The following is a 15,785-nucleotide window of genomic DNA, read 5'->3' as shown; positions in this document are numbered from 1 at the left end:
CGGGGCAAGCCCGCTCCCACGCTACCTGGATTGCCTGAGCGTCCCGCGATGTGTTCACCAGTGAAACAACTCTCGTCGGGCCCCCTCGGTGATCGCCACGATGCCCGGGTGCTTGACCTTGCGCTCCACCGAGATGGCATAGAACGACTCGTTCACCGCCTCGGTCTGGCCGATCAGTTGCACCCCGTACTGGCGGCACACTTCTTCGGCGATCACGCTGGGGGCGACGAAGATGCCGCTGCCGGACTGGCCGAAGGCCTGCATCAGCGCGCTGTCGTCGAACTCACCGACAATGCGCGGCTGCACCTGTTGCTCGGCCAGCCAACGCAGCAGGCGGCTGCGCACCACCGTTTCCTGGCCGGGAATCAACAGCGGGGCATCGTCCAGGCAGGCGGGGAAGGGCTTGTCGAGCTGGGCGGCCAGCCTGTGCGTGGCAAAGAAGCTGAGGCCGCATTCACCCAGCTTCTGGCTGTAACCCTTGATGTCCAGGTGGTTGGGCATGGGGCTGTCGGAAATCACCAGGTCCAGGCGCTGGATCGCCAGGTCTGCGAGCAGGCGCTCGAGCTTGTCTTCGCGGCAGCTGATGCGCAGCACCTCGTCCAGTTCCATGGTGGGCGCCAGCAGGCGGTAGACGATGGACTTGGGCACCACGTCGGCCACCCCCACGCGGAACAGGATCTGTTCCTGAGGGCCTGCCCGCAGCATCGCCTCCAGCTCGCCGCCGATCTGGAACATCTGCTCGGCATAGGTGAGGGCCTGGCGGCCGGTTTCCGTCAGTTCCAGCTGACGACCGACGCGCTGGAACAGTTCCAGGTTCCAGGTCTGCTCGAACAGGCTGATCTGCCCGCTGATCGTCTGCGGCGTAAGATTCAGTTGCTCGCTGGCGCGGGCGATGCTCCCGGTCTTTGCTACAGCCCAGAAGTAATGAAGCTGGCGGTAGTTGAGCATGGCGTTTCCGGATTCGTAAAAACCGAAGTATATCAGCTGAAAATACGAATTTTCCGGATGTTTCATCCCCTCTAGAATGCGCCCCCATCAGGCGCCCCGTGCGCCGCACGGATATCGACAAGCGAGGACCCCATGTTGCAACTCAAATCCATTGGTACGCCCCTGGTACTGGCCCTGGCGTTGTTCGCCACGAGCGGCTGCGACCAGGCCGAGAAGTCCGCCCAGCAGATGCTCGACCAGGCCGCCGAAACGGCCAAGCAGGCCATCGACAAGACCAACGACGCCGCCCAGCAGGCGCTGAGCGACGCCATCGGCAGCGATGGCGAGAAGGCCAAGGCCGAAGACGACAAGAAAGACACCCAAGACATCTGACCCACCGGACCCGAAGCAGGACTGACCAATGGAATATTTACTGGAACTCGCCGCTAGCCCCACCGCCTGGGTTGCCCTTGCCACCCTGGTGGCCATGGAGGTCGTGCTCGGCATCGACAACCTGATCTTCATCTCGATCCTCACCAACAAGCTGCCTGAGGAGTTCCGCTCGAAGGCACGACGCATCGGTATCAGCATGGCCTTGGTCATGCGCCTGGCGCTGCTCAGCACCGTGGCCTGGATCGTCCAGCTGACCGAGCCGGTAATCGATGTGTTCGGCCACGCCTTCTCGTGGAAGGACATGATCCTCATCGCCGGTGGCCTGTTCCTGCTGTGGAAGGCGACCAAGGAGATCCATGAAAGTGTCGACCCCCATGGTGCCAAGGAAGAGTCCAAGCTCGGCAGTACCGTGACCCTTGGTTTCACTGCGGCGATCTTCCAGATCCTGCTGCTGGACATCGTCTTCTCGATCGACAGCATCATCACCGCCGTGGGCATGACCGAGCACCTGCCGATCATGATCATCGCCGTGATCAGCGCCGTGATCGTGATGCTGGTGGCCGCCGACCCGCTGGCCAAGTTCATCAACGACAACCCGACCGTGGTGATGCTGGCCCTGGGCTTCCTGATCATGATCGGCATGACCCTGATCGCCGAAGGCTTCGGCGCCCATGTACCGAAAGGCTACGTGTATGCCGCCATGGCCTTCTCGACGGTGATCGAGATGCTCAACATCATGGCCCGCCGGGCGCGCTTGAAGCGTGAGGCTGCAGAGGGTTGAGTTAGTTTCGCAACCCTTTCGCGGGGCAAGCCCGCTCCCACGCTATGAACTGCTGTATGGATGTCCAACTTCTTGATGGCAGTTCATGGCGTGGGAGCGGGCTTGCCCCGCGATGTTTCAAGACTTGCCGGCAGTCTTGCGCCGGCGCGGGGTCGTGGCCTTGGCCGCCCCTTGCTCCGCCTTGCGCTTGCCCCCACCCCCACGCTTCTTCTTCCACGGCGCACCCTTGCCCCCCGGCGGCAAGGGCGGGCCGCTGATGTTCAGGCGCATCCCCGCGCAGCGCTGTACCAGCTTGCCCATCCAGGCCGACTGCCGAGCGACGAACTCCTCAAGGCTCATCTCACCGCTTTGCACCATGTCCAACGCTTGCTCCCAGATGGCCGTGGTGCCGGGGTCGGCGATGGCGCGGGGCACGGCATCGATCAGGCTGAACGCCGCAGGTGTCGCCGACAGCGCCTTGCCATTCTTGACCAGATAACCACGATCGAGCAGGCCCTGGATGATGCTGGCACGGGTCGCCTCGGTACCGATGCCGGTGGTTTCCTTGAGCTTCTGTTTGAGCAGCGGATCATCCACCAGCTTGGCGACGTTCTTCATCGCCTTGATCAGGTCGCCCTCGGTGAAGGGCTTGGGCGGCTGGGTCCACAGGTCTTTGAGTTGCAGATCATGCAGCGCGCAGTCCTGCCCTTCGCGCAGGGCGGGCAGCACCTGGGCCGGTGGTGCTTCGCGGCCTTTGGCCGGGGTGAGTGCCTCGGGCAGGGCGCGGCGCCAGCCCGGCTCGACGATCTGCTTGCCCACCGCGCGCAGCGCTTGCCCTGCGCAGTCGAACTCAGCCTGGGTGCGGTCGTATTCGTGGTTGGGCAGAAACTGCGCCAGGTAACGGGCGCGGATCAGCGTGTAGACCGCCTTGTACTTGGGCGGCAGGCGCGCCGGGTCGCTGGCGGCGGCGGTGGGGATGATGCCGTGGTGGGCGCTGACCTTCTGGTCATTCCACGCCCGTGAGCGGCGCTGAGGCTCAAGATGGGCTTGCAGCGGTGCGAGGCTGGCGTCGGCACGCTGCAGGGCGGCGAGAATCGCCGGTGCCTCGCCGTGTTGGCTGAGTGGCAGGTAGCCGCTGTCGCTGCGCGGGTAGGTGATCAGCTTGTGGGTTTCGTACAGGGCCTGGGCGATGTCCAGTGTCTCCTGGGCGCCCAGGCCGAATTTTTTCGAGCACAGCTCCTGCAGCGTGCCCAGGTCGAAGGGTAGCGGCGCCGCTTCGCGCACGCGCTCGGTGGCAACCTTGAGCACCCGCGCCGTGCCTGCGGCCTGCATGGCGGTGGCGGCCTGCTGCGCCAACGCTTGTTGCAGGCAGCGGCCTTGGTCGTCGCAGGCGTCTTCCGGCGCGCGCCATTGGGCATTGAACACCTGGCCTGCGCTTTCCAGCTGCACGTCGATGGCCCAGAACGGCACAGGCACGAAATCGGCGATGCTGCGGTCGCGGTCCACCACCAGGCGCAATGTCGGAGTTTGCACCCGGCCCACCGGTAGCACGCCCTGGTAGCCGGACTGGCGGCCGAGCAGGGTGAACAGGCGGCTCATGTTCATGCCGATCAGCCAGTCGGCACGCGAGCGGCCCAGGGCCGAGTGGTAGAGGCTGAAGGTTTCCTGGCCAGGCAGCAGGCGCCCCAGGGCCTTGCGGATCGAGGCATCGTCCAGTGCCGACAACCACAGGCGCTGGATGGGGCCGCGGTAGCGGCAGTGCTCGACCAGTTCGCGGGCGATCATCTCGCCCTCGCGGTCGGCGTCGGTGGCGATCACCAGCTCGCGGGCCTCGCCCAGCAGGCGCTTGACCGCCTTGAACTGGCTGGCGGTCTTGGGCTTGACCGTCATCTTCCACTTGTCGGGGATGATCGGCAGGTCGTCGAGGGACCAGCGCTTGTAGCGTTCGTCGTAGCTGTCGGGTGGCGCGGTTTCCAGCAGGTGGCCGATGCACCAGGTGACGCACACGTCAGTGCCTTGCCAGCAGCCATCGCCACGGCGCTGGGCGCCGAGCACCTTGGCGATGTCTTTTGCCTGGGAGGGTTTTTCGCAGAGAAAGAGGCGCATGGCCGGCAACGCTTCATCGTTGGAGATGGGGCACTAGGATGCGCAAGGCAGGGCGGGCAGGCAAGTTTTATCTGTATGCATGTACAGGTTTTATGCCCGCACCTTTGGCAGGGTAGCCCCAGGCATGGTGTTGGACCTTGAGGCGAGCCCCGTGCGAACTTGGCCCTTCGCCCGTCAGTCGTGTCAGTGGACGATGTCGCTGGGGCGTTTTTCCTACCTGCTACAAGGACGTCAAACAATGCCCGTATTCGATTACAAGCAGCTCGACAGCGCCGCCTCCGGCGCGCTTTACCAGGACGCCATGGCCCTGGCCATGTACGCCTACCATGGCATCGACGACGGCTTTGCCGCCGGCTACCAGCAGCATGGCTTCGGCCTGGGCCTGCCGGCCACGCTGGTCAAGGCCTTGATCGGCGGCAGTGACAGCCAGGGGGTGATCCCCGGCATCCCGTGGAACCCCGATTCCGAAGCCAAGGCGTTGGCCCAGGTGAAAGCCGCCGGCTGGACGCCGATCAGCGCAGAGCAGTTGGGCTACAACGGCCACACCGATGCCCGCGGTACCTTTCACGGGGAAACGCCGGGCTACACCAGTGCCCAGGTGGAGATCCTCGGGCGCTACGACGCCAATGGCCAGCTGAGCGGGATCGGCATCGCCTTCCGTGGCACCAGCGGGCCTCGCGAGAACCTGCTGGGGGACACCCTGGGTGATGCGGTGAACGACCTGCTGGCGGCGCTGGGGCCGGCCGGCTATGCCCGCGACTACGCGGCCAACGCCTTCGATGGCCTGCTCGGTAACGTCGCGGCCTTCGCCAAGGCCAACGGCCTGAGCGGCGCCGACATTACCGTCAGCGGCCACAGCCTGGGCGGCCTGGCGGTCAACAGCCTGGCCGACCTCAGCGGTGCGCGCTGGGGTGGCTTCTATGAGGATGCGCGCTACGTTGCCTTTGCCTCGCCCACCCAGGCTGCGAACCCCGACAAGGTGCTTAACATCGGCTACGAAAACGACCCCGTGTTCCGTGTGCTCGACGGCGCGTCGGTCACCTGGGGCACCCTGGGCGTGCATGACGGTGCCAAGGCTTCGGCCACCGACAATATCGTCAACTTCAACGACCACTACGCTTCGGACGCCTGGAACCTGCTGCCGTTCTCCATCGGCAACATCGCTACCTGGCTGTCGCACCTGCCGGCGGCATATACCGACGGCCTGGGCCGGGTGCTGGACTCCGGCTTCTATCAGTGGACCAGCCGCGACTCGACCATCGTGGTCAGCAACCTGTCCGACGTCACCCGGGGCTCGACCTGGGTACAGGACCTCAACCGCAACGCCGAGACGCACAAGGGCAGCACCTTCATCATCGGCAGCGAGCAGGCCGACCTTATCCAGGGCGGGCGTGGCAACGATTACCTGGAAGGGCGCGGCGGCAACGACACCTTCCGTGACGAGGGTGGCTTCAACCTGATCGACGGTGGCAGCGGCCACGACACCTTGAAGCTCGGCGACGCGCTGGCCAACCTGAGCATTGCCCGTGACGGGCAAGGGACGCTGTACGTGCGCGACGCCGAGGGCGGCATCAGCCTGGTGCGCAACGTGGAGAGCCTGGTGAGCCAGGAGACCAGCCTGGTGTTCTTCAGCAAGGAGGTCAGCCACTCGGTTGGCGCCGATGGCTTGTTCTCCAGCGGCAAGCTCAACCTCTATGCCGCCTCGCAAAGCGGCAGCCAGGCGGGCGACACGCTGGTGGCCGGCAAGCAGGGCCAGTGGTTGTTCGGCCTGGACGGCGATGACCGCCTGCTGGGCGGCGCGGGCAATGATGTGCTGGTGGGCGGTGCCGGCAACGACCTGCTCAGCGGCGGGGCAGGGCGCGACACCTTCCTGTTCGACGGCCATTTCGGCCAGGACCGGGTGCTGGACTTCAGCAGCCAGGACCGTTTGGTGTTCATGGGGGTGGACGGTGGCACGGCGTCGCGGGACTTGCGTGATCACCTGAGCCAGGTGGGTGATGACCTGGTGCTGACCTTCGGCAAGGACAGCGTGACCCTGGTGGGCATTGCCGGGCAGGGCCTGGCGGACGGCCAGATCGTCATCGCTTGATGGGGTGAACCCGTCGCGGCCGGGCGCCGCGGCGGGTTCAGGCCGGGATCAGTATTCCCAGAAGATGCGCTGCAGTTCCTTGCTGTCCTGGGTCTTGGTCATGGCGACCATGGCCAGGATGCGGGCTTTCTGCGGGTTCAGGTCGTGGGCCACGACCCAGTCGTTCTTGTCGTCAGGCTGTTCGGCGTTGCGCAGTACGAAACCACCCTGGTTGACGTGGGACGAACGAATGATCTGCACGCCGTTCTTGCGCAGTTCCTGCAGGGCAGGGACGACGCGCGACGACACCGAACCGTTGCCGGTGCCGGCGTGGATGATCGCCTTGGCGCCACCCTGGGCCAGGGCCTTGTAGGCGGTGTCGGTGACGTTGCCGTAGCCGTAGGCGATGTCCACGGCCGGCAGGCTGCTGATGGTCTTGATGTCGAACTCGGAGTTGACCGTGTGGCGCTTGGCCGGCAGGCGGAACCAGTAGGACTTGCCTTCCACTACCATGCCCATCGGGCCCCAGGCGCTCTTGAAGGCTTCGGTCTTGATGTTGACCGACTTGCTCACGTCGCGGCCGGACTGGATCTCGTCGTTCATGGTCACCAGCACGCCCTTGCCACGGTTCTGCTTGTCGCTGGCCACGGCCACGGCGTTGTACAGGTTGAGCATGCCGTCGGCGGACATGGCGGTGCCCGGGCGCATGGAACCGACCACCACGATCGGCTTGTCGGTCTTCTCCACCAGGTTGAGGAAGTAGGCGGTCTCTTCCAGGGTGTCGGTGCCGTGGGTGATGACGATGCCGTCGACGTCCTTGCTGTCGGCCAGCTCGGCGACACGCTTGCCCAGCTTGAGCAGGTCGTCGTTGCTGATGCTTTCGGAGGCGATCTGCATGACCTGCTCGCCGCGCACGTTGGCGATGTCCGCCAGTTCCGGCACGCCGGCGATCAGCTTGTCGATGCCGAGCTTGGCAGCCTGGTAGGTGGCGCTGTTGGCGGCGCTGGCACCGGCACCGGCGATGGTGCCGCCGGTGGCGAGGATCACCACGTTGGCGAGCTTCTGTTGTTGCTCGGCTTCCTTGGCCGAAACGGTGGTCGGCAGGGCCAGCAGCAGGGCCAGGGTCGCCGGAGTGAAGGCCTTGAGTGCGATATGGATCATAGTTCTTCTTCTCTCTTCCTATTGAGATGTTCGCTGTGTCGCACAACAGTCAGGCAGATTTCGTACCAGTCTTTACCGTTCGTCGCTTTTCATCTGTAAGCCGTTGATATTCATTATGTGTAACCTGAATGCGTGAGACTGCGCGGGCTGCCGTCGTTCGGCATCCCGAACGCACGTAGGAAAAGTGTTCGGTTTTTCGGATAAATTGCGGATAATCCGGCGTGCGTGCTGGCGCTTTGCCTACCTACTGGATTTGACAAACGCGGGACCTGTTTCCATAGTGAGTTACCGCAAACGTTTGCATCCGATAAAAATCACAAAATTCGGAGTCATTTCCATGAAGCTGCCGTTCTCCGGTCGTCCGCTGGCCGTCGCTGTACTCTCTTCGCTGATGCTTGCCCTGCCACTGACCGCCGCCCATGCCGAGGACGCGCCCAAGGTCGCACTGGTGATGAAATCCTTGGCCAACGAGTTCTTCCGCACCATGGAAGACGGCGCCAAGGACTACCAGAAAGCCAACCCCCAGGATTTCGAGCTGATCGCCAACGGCATCAAGAATGAAACCGATACCGGCGAGCAGATCCGCATCGTCGAGCAGATGGTCAACTCAGGCGCCAAGGCCCTGGTGATCGCGCCGGCCGACTCCAAGGCGCTGGTCGCGGCGGTGAAGAAGGCCATGGACAAAGGCGTGATCGTGATCAACATCGACAACCGCCTCGACCCCGAACTGCTCAAGAGCAAGGGCATCAGCGTGCCCTTCGTCGGCCCCGACAACCGCAAGGGCGCGCGCCTCGTCGGCGATTACCTGGCCAAAGAGAAGCTCAAGGCTGGCGATCAGGTCGGCATCATCGAAGGCGTGCCGACTACCACCAACGCCCAGCAGCGCACCGCCGGCTTCAAGGACGCCATGGAAGCCGCGCAGATGAAGATCGTCTCGGTGCAATCGGGCAATTGGGAGATCGACAAAGGCAACGCCGTGGCCGCCTCGATGCTCAACGAATACCCCGACCTCAAGGCGCTGCTGGCCGGCAACGACAGCATGGCACTGGGCGCGGTCTCGGCCGTGCGCGCTGCCGGCAAGGCCGGCCAGGTGCAGGTGGTCGGCTACGACAACATCAAGGCCATCAAGCCGATGCTCAAGGATGGCCGCGTGCTCGCCACCCTCGACCAGGCCGCCAGCCAGCAGGCGGTGTATGGCATCCAGGCGGCGTTGACCATGCTCAAGGGCGAGAAGCCTGCCGTGGATGCCGACAATGTGATCCAGACGCCGGTGGAATTGATCACGAAGTGACTGTTCGTGAGTGAGAGACCTGATGCTTGAGTGGTCGTGGGAGCGGGCTTGCCCCGCGATGGGCGCACCGCGGTGGATGGCACCGGCTACGCCGGTGTTCGCGGGGCAAGCCCGCTCCCACGCAGGCAAAATCAACAAGCTGTGATTGGTTCTATCAAGAGAGGTGGCCATGTCAGTAACGGCCAATGAAACCATGCTGGCCGTCAGCGGCCTGGGCAAGACTTACGCCCAGCCGGTGCTCGGCGACGTCACCCTCGAGCTGCGCGGCGGCGAGGTGTTGGCACTGACCGGCGAAAACGGTGCGGGCAAGTCGACCCTGTCCAAGCTGATCAGCGGCCTGGAAATCCCCACCGCCGGGCAGATGCACTACCGCGGCCAGCCCTACAACCCCGGCAGCCGCGCCGAAGCCGAGCGCCTTGGGGTGCGCATGGTGATGCAGGAGCTCAACCTGCTGCCGACCCTGACCGTGGCCGAGAACCTGTTCCTCGACAACCTGCCCAGCCGCTTCGGCTGGATCAGCCAGAAGCGCCTGCGCCAATTGGCCACGGCGGCCATGGCCCAGGTGGGCCTGGAAGCCATCGACCCGGACACCCCGGTTGGCGAGCTGGGCATCGGCCATCAGCAGATGGTCGAGATCGCCCGCAACCTGATCGGCGACTGCCATGTGCTGATCTTTGACGAGCCCACGGCCATGCTCACCAACCGTGAGGTGGAACTGCTGTTCACCCAGATCGAGCGCCTGCGCCAGCGTGGCGTAGCCATCGTCTATATCTCGCACCGCCTCGAAGAGCTGCAGCGCGTGGCCCAGCGCATCGCCGTGCTGCGCGACGGCAAGCTGGTATGCGCCGAGCCGATCCAGCGCTACAGCAGCAACGAGCTGGTCAACCTGATGGTCGGCCGCGAGCTGGGCGAACACATCGACCTTGGCCGCCGCCAGATCGGCGCGCCGTTGCTCAAGGTCGACAAGCTCAGCCGTGGCGACAAGGTGCGTGAAGTGTCGTTCGAGGTGAGGGCAGGGGAGATCTTCGGCATCTCCGGGCTGATCGGCGCCGGGCGCACCGAGCTGCTGCGCCTGATCTACGGCGCCGACCGCGCCGACAGCGGGCAGATTGCCCTTGGCTTGCCGCCGCAGCCAGTGAGCATCGACTCGCCCAAGGCCGCCGTGGCCGCCGGCATTGCCCTGATCACCGAGGACCGCAAGGGCGAAGGCTTGCTGCTGACCCAGTCGATCAGCGCCAACATCGCCTTGGGCAACCTGGGCGCCGTATCCCGCGCCGGTGTGCTCGACAGCGGCGCCGAGCGCAGCCTGGCCGAACGGCAGATCAGCGCCATGCGCATTCGCAGCGCCAGCCCGGCGCAGGCGGTGGGCGAGCTGTCCGGCGGCAACCAGCAGAAGGTGGTCATCGGCCGCTGGCTCGAGCGTGACTGCCAGGTGCTGCTGTTTGACGAGCCCACCCGCGGGATCGACGTGGGGGCCAAGTTCGACATCTATGGCCTGCTTGCCGAACTCGCTCGCCAGGGCAAGGCCCTGGTGGTGGTGTCCAGCGACCTGCGCGAGCTGATGCTGATCTGCGACCGCATCGCCGTGCTGTCCGCCGGGCGTCTGATCGACACCTTCGAGCGTGACCGCTGGAGCCAGGACCAGCTGCTTGCCGCCGCCTTTGCCGGCTACCAGAAACGTGATGCCCTGCTGCACGACGCAGCTCCCAGGATGGACGCATGAAAACCACTCCCCTCGACACCTCGGGCGCCGTGCCCGCCCGCCGCAGCGGCAACTATTATGGCCTGGGCACCTACCTGGGCCTGGCCGGCGCCTTGCTGGCGATGATCGTGCTGTTCTCGTTGCTGAGCAGCCACTTCCTGTCCTACGCCACCTTCAGCACCCTGGCCAACCAGATCCCCGACCTGATGGTGCTGGCGGTGGGCATGACCTTTGTATTGATCATCGGCGGCATCGACCTGTCGGTGGGCTCGGTGCTGGCGCTGGCCGCCTCCACGGTCAGCGTGGCGATCCTCGGCTGGGGCTGGAGCGTGCTGCCCGCCGCCTTGCTCGGCATGGCCGTGGCGGCGTTGGCCGGCAGCATCACCGGCAGCATTACCGTGGCCTGGCGTATCCCGTCGTTCATCGTCTCGCTGGGCGTGCTGGAGATGGCCCGGGGCCTCGCCTACCAGTTCACCGACTCGCGCACTGCCTACATCGGCGATGCCTTCGCCTGGTTCTCCAACCCCATCGCCTTCGGCATTTCGCCGGCCTTCATCATTGGCCTGCTGGTGATCGTGCTGGCCCAACTGGTGCTGACCCGCACGGTGTTCGGCCGCTACCTGATCGGCATCGGCACCAACGAAGAAGCCGTGCGCCTGGCCGGTATCGACCCGCGCCCGTACAAGATCCTGGTGTTCGCCCTGATGGGCGTGCTCGCCGGCCTGGCCGCGCTGTTCCAGATTTCCCGCCTGGAGGCCGCCGACCCCAACGCCGGGGCCGGCCTGGAGCTGCAGGTGATCGCCGCCGTGGTGATCGGCGGCACCAGCCTGATGGGCGGGCGCGGCTCGGTCATCAGTACGTTCTTCGGGGTGCTGATCATCTCGGTGCTGGCCGCAGGCCTTGCGCAGATCGGTGCTTCGGAACCCACCAAACGCATCATCACCGGGGCGGTCATCGTCATCGCCGTGGTGCTCGACACTTACCGTAGCCGGCGTGCGAACCGGCGGAACTGATAAAACATGGCCACCATCAAAGATGTCGCGGCACTGGCGGGTATTTCCTACACCACCGTGTCCCATGTACTGAACAAGACCCGTCCGGTCAGCGAACACGTGCGCCTTAAAGTCGAGGCGGCGATCGCCGAGCTCGACTACGTGCCCAGCGCCGTGGCCCGCTCGCTGAAAGCCCGCAGCACCGCCACCATCGGCCTGCTGGTACCCAACAGTGTCAACCCGTACTTCGCCGAGCTGGCCCGGGGTATCGAGGATGCCTGCGAGCGCAACGGCTACTGCGTGATCTTGTGCAACTCCGACGACGATCCGCAGAAGCAGCGCAGCTACCTGCGCGTGCTGCTGGAAAAACGCATCGACGGCCTGATCGTCGCCTCGGTGGGCGAGGAGCGCGACCTGCTCGACAGCCTGGCCTGCGTGCGCACGCCCATGGTCATCGTCGACCGCGCGCTGGACGGCGTCGAGGCAGACCTGGTGCGCATCGATCACGAGCACGGCGCTTACCTGGCTACCCGCCACTTGCTGGAGCTGGGCCATCGCGACATCGCCACCATCGCAGGCCCCGTGGACACTGGCGTCAGTCAGCTGCGCCTGGCCGGTTTCCGGCGGGCCATGGCCGAGGCCGGGCTGCGCATTGCCGCCGGCCATGTGCTGCACAGCGACTTCACCAGCCCCGGAGGCCATGCCGCCGCGGCGCGCCTGCTCGATGGCCAGCGGCCGACGGCGATCTTCGCCGGCAACGACATGATCGGCTTTGGCGTACTGCGCGCCGCCGCCGAACGCAATATCAACGTGCCGGGCGAGTTGTCGGTGATCGGTTTCGACGACATCGAGCTGAGCCGCTATGTGTACCCGGCGCTCACCACTGTCGGCCAGTCGATCCGCGAGCTGGGCGACAGCGCGGCGGCGCTGCTGCTGTCGCGCATTGGCACACCGAGCTGCGGGGCGGTGGAGCAGCGCATCGTCGCGCCGCGCATCGTGCTGCGCGAATCCACCGGGCCGCGCCCGGACCTGTTCAACGATTACCGTTAAGGAATACCCATGGATGCCAAGGTGGTAGTGGTCGGCAGCCTCAACATGGACCTGGTGGCCCGCGCCCAGCGCCTGCCACGGGGCGGTGAAACCCTGGCCGGTGACAGCTTCTTCACCGTGCCCGGCGGCAAGGGTGCCAACCAGGCCGTGGCCGTGGCCCGGCTGGGCGCCAGCGTGGCGATGGTCGGCAATGTGGGTGACGATGCCTATGGCCAGCAGCTGCGCGAGGCGCTGCAAGTGGAAGGTGTCGACTGCCAGGGCGTCGGCATCTGCCCAGGGGTCTCCAGTGGCGTTGCGCTGATCGTGGTGGATGCCGCCAGCCAGAACGCCATCGTCATCATTCCAGGCGGCAATGGCTTGCTCACCCCTGAGGCGGTGCAGCGTTTCGACGCGTTGCTGCAGCGAGCCGAGGTGATCATCTGCCAGCTTGAAGTGCCTGCCGAGACTGTGGGCTGGGCCCTTGCGCGCGGGCGCGAGCTGGGCAAGACCGTGATCCTTAACCCGGCGCCGGCCACCGGCCCGCTGCCGGCGCAGTGGTACGCCCATATCGACTACCTGATCCCCAACGAAAGCGAGGCCGAGGCGCTGACCGGGGTCGCGGTGACCGACCTCGACAGTGCTCGCCGTGCCGGCGAACAGTTGATAAAGCTGGGGGCAGGGAAGGTGATCGTCACCCTGGGTGCCCAGGGGGCATTGTTTGTCGATGGGCAGGGCGACCGGCATTTCCCCGTCGCGCCGGTCAAGGCAGTGGACACCACGGCGGCCGGTGACACCTTTGTCGGTGGTTTTGCCGCCGGCCTGGCCCGTGGCCTTTCGCTCGACGACGCAATCGTTTTCGGGCAGCGTGCAGCGGCGTTGTCGGTCACTCGGGTGGGGGCTCAGCCGTCGATTCCCTATTTGCAGGAGCTGGCGCCATGAAGAAGACGCCGCTGCTGAACATCGCCCTGTCACGGCTTGTTGCCGGGTTGGGCCATGGCGACATTGTGGTGATCGGTGATGCCGGTTTGCCGGTGCCGCCTGGGGTCGAGCTGATCGACCTGGCGCTGACGCCGGGGATTCCCGACTTCGCCAGTGTGCTGCGGGTGGTGTTGAGCGAGATGCAGGTGGAGCGGCATGTACTGGCCGAGGAAATCTTGCAGGCTGCGCCGCCGGCGTTGGTGGAGGTTGAACGTTTGCGTGGCGAAGGGCAGATCGGTACGCGCCAGCTACTGGCCCACGCCGAATTCAAGGTGCTATGCCAGAAGGCCCGGGCCGTGGTGCGCACGGGTGAGTGCAAGCCTTACAGCAATATTGCCCTGGTGGCGGGCGTTACTTTTTGAGTCACCCTCGCGGGGCAAGCCCGCTCCCACGGTTCTGCGCGGGCACGAGCGTGGGAGCGGGCTTGCCCCGCGATTGAATCAATCATCAAACAACAAGGAGTGTTGAATGTCTCTCAAACGCCTGCTCCAAGGAGCTGCTCTCATGTCTGCGCTAACCGCTACCACGCTGATGGCCGCCCCGCGCGACCTGATCATCGACACCGACCCTGGCGCCGACGATGTGGTTGCCCTGCTGCTGGCCATGGCTTCCCCTGACGAGCTGAGAATCCGCGCCATCACCACGGTCGCCGGCAACGTGCGCCTGGACAAGACCTCGCGCAACGCCCGCCTGGCCCGCGAATGGGGTGGGCGCGAAGACATCCCGGTGTATGCCGGGGCCGGGCGGCCTTTGGTGCGCCCGCCGATCTACGCAGCCAATGTGCACGGTGAAGAAGGGCTGACCGGCGTCCAGGTGCATGAACCGAAACAGCCCTTGGTCAAAGGCAACGCCGTGCAATACCTGGTCGATACCCTGGGTGCCGCCGAGCCCCACAGCATCACCGTCGCCATGCTCGGCCCGCAGACCAACCTGGCCCTGGCGCTGATCCAGCAGCCGGACATCGCCAAGGGCATCAAGGAAGTGGTGGTCATGGGCGGTGCTCACTTCAATGGCGGCAATATCACCCCGGCGGCAGAGTTCAACCTGTATGCCGACCCGCACGCCGCCGAGGTGGTGCTGGCCAGTGGCGTCAAGCTCACTTACCTGCCGCTGGACGTCACCCACAAGCTGCTCACCAGCGATGCACGCCTCAAGCAACTGGCGGCGGTGAACAACAAGGCCAGCAAGCTGGTGGTGGATATCCTCAACGCCTACATCAAGTTCGACATGGACACCTACGGCATGCCTGGCGGCCCGGTGCACGATGCCAGTGTGATCGCCTACCTGCTCAAGCCTGAGCTGTTCAAAGGGCGGGACATCCACATGGTGGTCGACAGCCGTGAGGGCCCGACCTTTGGCCAGACCGTCGCCGACTGGTACGGCGTGCTCAAGCAGCCGGCCAATGTCACCTGGGTGGAGGAGGGCGACGCACAGGGCTTCTTCGACCTGCTCAGCGCGCGCCTGGCTCGATTGAAATAGCCGCCTGCGGCGCGCGGCGTTCCAGCACCTGCTCGATGAAGCTGCGCGCCGCTTCACCACCGCGGTCGCGCACCAGCAGATCGATGGCGATCAGCACCAGTTCTTCGGGGGTGTCCGGGCTATAGGCACTCTGGCCTTCGTCCCATTTGACCTTGATGTCGGCATCGATGCTGTGGTTGCTCATGAAGCGTTCTCGCTGGGGGCCTGGGCTGAGGAATCGAATACCGGGTCCTGGCGTTCGAAGGGAGGCGTTGCGCGCTCCATTGAATGCAGTAAATCACGGCTTGCAGTCAACGGCCCTGCGACTTAAGCATAAGCGCCGCTACCGGTGTAACTGAAGGTTTGGTGCAAAATCCGGTCACGATTGCGTTGCCCGCCTAGGGCGCGGTTCAGGCAGAATCCGGCGCTTTTCAGCTAACTGTCAGCGGACATTGCCGCATCGACTTTCAGGAGGATTCATGTTCCGTTTCCGCGCATCCCTGGCTACCCTGCTGGTGGCTACCGTACTGGCAGGTTGCAGTACTGGTGCCACTTCCCGTCAAGCCGCAGTCCCGTCTGCATCGCCCAACAATGAGGGGCGCTGCGACGCTAGCGGCGCCGCCTTCGCCATCGGCAGGCAGGCCACTCCTGAACTGTTGGAGCAGATGCGCAAGGCCAGCGGCTCGCAGCAGATGCGCTTCCTCAAACCCGGTTCGCTCATCACGGCAGATAGCCGAGACGATAGAGTCGACATCAGCGTCGATGACAAGGGTGTGGTCATAAAGGTGGAATGCCGCTGAGTCTGGTGCAAAATCCGGTCACGATTGCGTTGCCCGCCCGGCGCGAGGTTCAGGCAAAATTCGGCGTTTTGCAACAAACAGTTAGCGGAATTGTCGCATGTGCAATTCCCACATCGATTT

General features: G+C 64.9%; 15 protein-coding genes. 11 read left to right on the top strand and 4 right to left on the bottom strand.

The window, feature by feature from the left end:
- Positions 1 to 54 precede the first annotated feature (54 nt).
- Positions 55 to 948: a transcriptional activator NhaR gene (nhaR, locus tag F6X61_RS16415; RefSeq protein ID WP_153787497.1), complete on the bottom strand. Its 894-nt coding sequence runs from the start codon at positions 946 to 948 to the stop codon at positions 55 to 57.
- A 132-nt stretch (positions 949 to 1,080) separates the two neighbouring features.
- Between nhaR and F6X61_RS16410 the strand changes: the two genes are divergently transcribed.
- Positions 1,081 to 1,320: a hypothetical protein gene (locus F6X61_RS16410; RefSeq protein WP_153787496.1), complete on the top strand. Its 240-nt coding sequence runs from the start codon at positions 1,081 to 1,083 to the stop codon at positions 1,318 to 1,320.
- 28 nt (positions 1,321 to 1,348) lie between these two features.
- Complete coding sequence (locus F6X61_RS16405; RefSeq protein WP_153787495.1) at positions 1,349 to 2,101, top strand: TerC family protein; 753 nt, start codon at positions 1,349 to 1,351, stop codon at positions 2,099 to 2,101.
- Between the two features lie 117 nt (positions 2,102 to 2,218).
- On the opposite strand, the gene F6X61_RS16400 is transcribed toward F6X61_RS16405, so the two are convergent.
- Positions 2,219 to 4,186, bottom strand: a complete 1,968-nt coding sequence (locus F6X61_RS16400) for a DNA topoisomerase III (protein WP_153787494.1) — start codon at positions 4,184 to 4,186, stop codon at positions 2,219 to 2,221.
- Between the two features lie 238 nt (positions 4,187 to 4,424).
- On the opposite strand from F6X61_RS16400, the gene F6X61_RS16395 reads away from it, so the two are divergent.
- Positions 4,425 to 6,275: a polyurethanase gene (locus F6X61_RS16395; protein ID WP_153787493.1), complete on the top strand. Its 1,851-nt coding sequence runs from the start codon at positions 4,425 to 4,427 to the stop codon at positions 6,273 to 6,275.
- A gap of 48 nt (positions 6,276 to 6,323) precedes the next feature.
- Here F6X61_RS16395 and F6X61_RS16390 read toward each other — a convergent pair whose 3' ends face one another.
- Positions 6,324 to 7,415 (bottom strand): asparaginase, encoded by a 1,092-nt coding sequence (locus tag F6X61_RS16390; RefSeq protein WP_153787492.1) that lies wholly within the window; start codon positions 7,413 to 7,415, stop codon positions 6,324 to 6,326.
- Positions 7,416 to 7,752: 337 nt separating this feature from the next.
- Here F6X61_RS16390 and F6X61_RS16385 point away from each other — a divergent pair, with 337 nt between their 5' ends.
- The 7 genes from F6X61_RS16385 to F6X61_RS16355 all read left to right on the top strand — a co-directional run bounded on the left by F6X61_RS16385 (position 7,753) and on the right by F6X61_RS16355 (position 14,886).
- The gene (locus tag F6X61_RS16385) at positions 7,753 to 8,706 is read left to right on the top strand and encodes a sugar ABC transporter substrate-binding protein (RefSeq protein ID WP_153787491.1); all 954 of its coding nucleotides are present in this window, start codon (positions 7,753 to 7,755) and stop codon (positions 8,704 to 8,706) included.
- A gap of 169 nt (positions 8,707 to 8,875) precedes the next feature.
- Positions 8,876 to 10,429 (top strand): sugar ABC transporter ATP-binding protein, encoded by a 1,554-nt coding sequence (locus F6X61_RS16380; protein ID WP_153787490.1) that lies wholly within the window; start codon positions 8,876 to 8,878, stop codon positions 10,427 to 10,429.
- Complete coding sequence (locus F6X61_RS16375) at positions 10,426 to 11,421, top strand: ABC transporter permease (protein WP_153787489.1); 996 nt, start codon at positions 10,426 to 10,428, stop codon at positions 11,419 to 11,421. The genes F6X61_RS16380 and F6X61_RS16375 overlap by 4 nt, the downstream gene beginning before the upstream one ends.
- A 6-nt stretch (positions 11,422 to 11,427) precedes the next feature.
- Entirely contained in the window at positions 11,428 to 12,450 is a 1,023-nt protein-coding gene (locus F6X61_RS16370) for a LacI family DNA-binding transcriptional regulator (RefSeq protein ID WP_153787488.1), read from the top strand.
- 9 nt (positions 12,451 to 12,459) lie between these two features.
- On the top strand, positions 12,460 to 13,368 hold the full coding sequence (gene rbsK, locus F6X61_RS16365) for a ribokinase (RefSeq protein WP_153787487.1): 909 nt from the start codon (positions 12,460 to 12,462) through the stop codon (positions 13,366 to 13,368).
- Positions 13,365 to 13,769: a D-ribose pyranase gene (gene rbsD / locus F6X61_RS16360; RefSeq protein ID WP_153787486.1), complete on the top strand. Its 405-nt coding sequence runs from the start codon at positions 13,365 to 13,367 to the stop codon at positions 13,767 to 13,769. The genes rbsK and rbsD overlap by 4 nt, the downstream gene beginning before the upstream one ends.
- A 106-nt stretch (positions 13,770 to 13,875) precedes the next feature.
- Positions 13,876 to 14,886: a nucleoside hydrolase gene (locus tag F6X61_RS16355; protein WP_153787485.1), complete on the top strand. Its 1,011-nt coding sequence runs from the start codon at positions 13,876 to 13,878 to the stop codon at positions 14,884 to 14,886.
- Here the strand turns inward: F6X61_RS16355 and F6X61_RS16350 are convergent.
- The gene (locus F6X61_RS16350) at positions 14,858 to 15,070 is read right to left on the bottom strand and encodes a hypothetical protein (RefSeq protein ID WP_153787484.1); all 213 of its coding nucleotides are present in this window, start codon (positions 15,068 to 15,070) and stop codon (positions 14,858 to 14,860) included. The genes F6X61_RS16355 and F6X61_RS16350 overlap by 29 nt on opposite strands.
- 274 nt (positions 15,071 to 15,344) lie before the next feature.
- On the opposite strand from F6X61_RS16350, the gene F6X61_RS16345 reads away from it, so the two are divergent.
- Positions 15,345 to 15,665, top strand: a complete 321-nt coding sequence (locus tag F6X61_RS16345; protein WP_153787483.1) for an I78 family peptidase inhibitor — start codon at positions 15,345 to 15,347, stop codon at positions 15,663 to 15,665.
- Positions 15,666 to 15,785 lie beyond the last annotated feature (120 nt).

Origin of the sequence: Pseudomonas sp. EMN2, assembly GCF_009650555.1 — a bacterium.
GTDB classification, from domain to species: Bacteria; Pseudomonadota; Gammaproteobacteria; order Pseudomonadales; family Pseudomonadaceae; genus Aquipseudomonas; species Aquipseudomonas sichuanensis.
This window is presented reverse-complemented; position numbering and strand designations above follow the sequence as displayed.

Bases quoted from the DNA above. Each gene is read 5' to 3' on its own strand.
- F6X61_RS16355 (WP_153787485.1), top strand. From the start codon at position 13,876: ATGTCTCTCAAACGCCTGCTCCAAGGAGCTGCTCTCATGTCTGCGCTA.
- F6X61_RS16410 (WP_153787496.1), top strand. From the start codon at position 1,081: ATGTTGCAACTCAAATCCATTGGTACGCCCCTGGTACTGGCCCTGGCG.
- F6X61_RS16400 (WP_153787494.1), bottom strand. From the start codon at position 4,186: ATGCGCCTCTTTCTCTGCGAAAAACCCTCCCAGGCAAAAGACATCGCC.
- F6X61_RS16380 (WP_153787490.1), top strand. From the start codon at position 8,876: ATGTCAGTAACGGCCAATGAAACCATGCTGGCCGTCAGCGGCCTGGGC.
- nhaR (WP_153787497.1), bottom strand. From the start codon at position 948: ATGCTCAACTACCGCCAGCTTCATTACTTCTGGGCTGTAGCAAAGACC.
- F6X61_RS16385 (WP_153787491.1), top strand. From the start codon at position 7,753: ATGAAGCTGCCGTTCTCCGGTCGTCCGCTGGCCGTCGCTGTACTCTCT.
- rbsD (WP_153787486.1), top strand. From the start codon at position 13,365: ATGAAGAAGACGCCGCTGCTGAACATCGCCCTGTCACGGCTTGTTGCC.
- rbsK (WP_153787487.1), top strand. From the start codon at position 12,460: ATGGATGCCAAGGTGGTAGTGGTCGGCAGCCTCAACATGGACCTGGTG.
- F6X61_RS16350 (WP_153787484.1), bottom strand. From the start codon at position 15,070: ATGAGCAACCACAGCATCGATGCCGACATCAAGGTCAAATGGGACGAA.
- F6X61_RS16390 (WP_153787492.1), bottom strand. From the start codon at position 7,415: ATGATCCATATCGCACTCAAGGCCTTCACTCCGGCGACCCTGGCCCTG.
- F6X61_RS16375 (WP_153787489.1), top strand. From the start codon at position 10,426: ATGAAAACCACTCCCCTCGACACCTCGGGCGCCGTGCCCGCCCGCCGC.
- F6X61_RS16405 (WP_153787495.1), top strand. From the start codon at position 1,349: ATGGAATATTTACTGGAACTCGCCGCTAGCCCCACCGCCTGGGTTGCC.
- F6X61_RS16370 (WP_153787488.1), top strand. From the start codon at position 11,428: ATGGCCACCATCAAAGATGTCGCGGCACTGGCGGGTATTTCCTACACC.
- F6X61_RS16395 (WP_153787493.1), top strand. From the start codon at position 4,425: ATGCCCGTATTCGATTACAAGCAGCTCGACAGCGCCGCCTCCGGCGCG.
- F6X61_RS16345 (WP_153787483.1), top strand. From the start codon at position 15,345: ATGTTCCGTTTCCGCGCATCCCTGGCTACCCTGCTGGTGGCTACCGTA.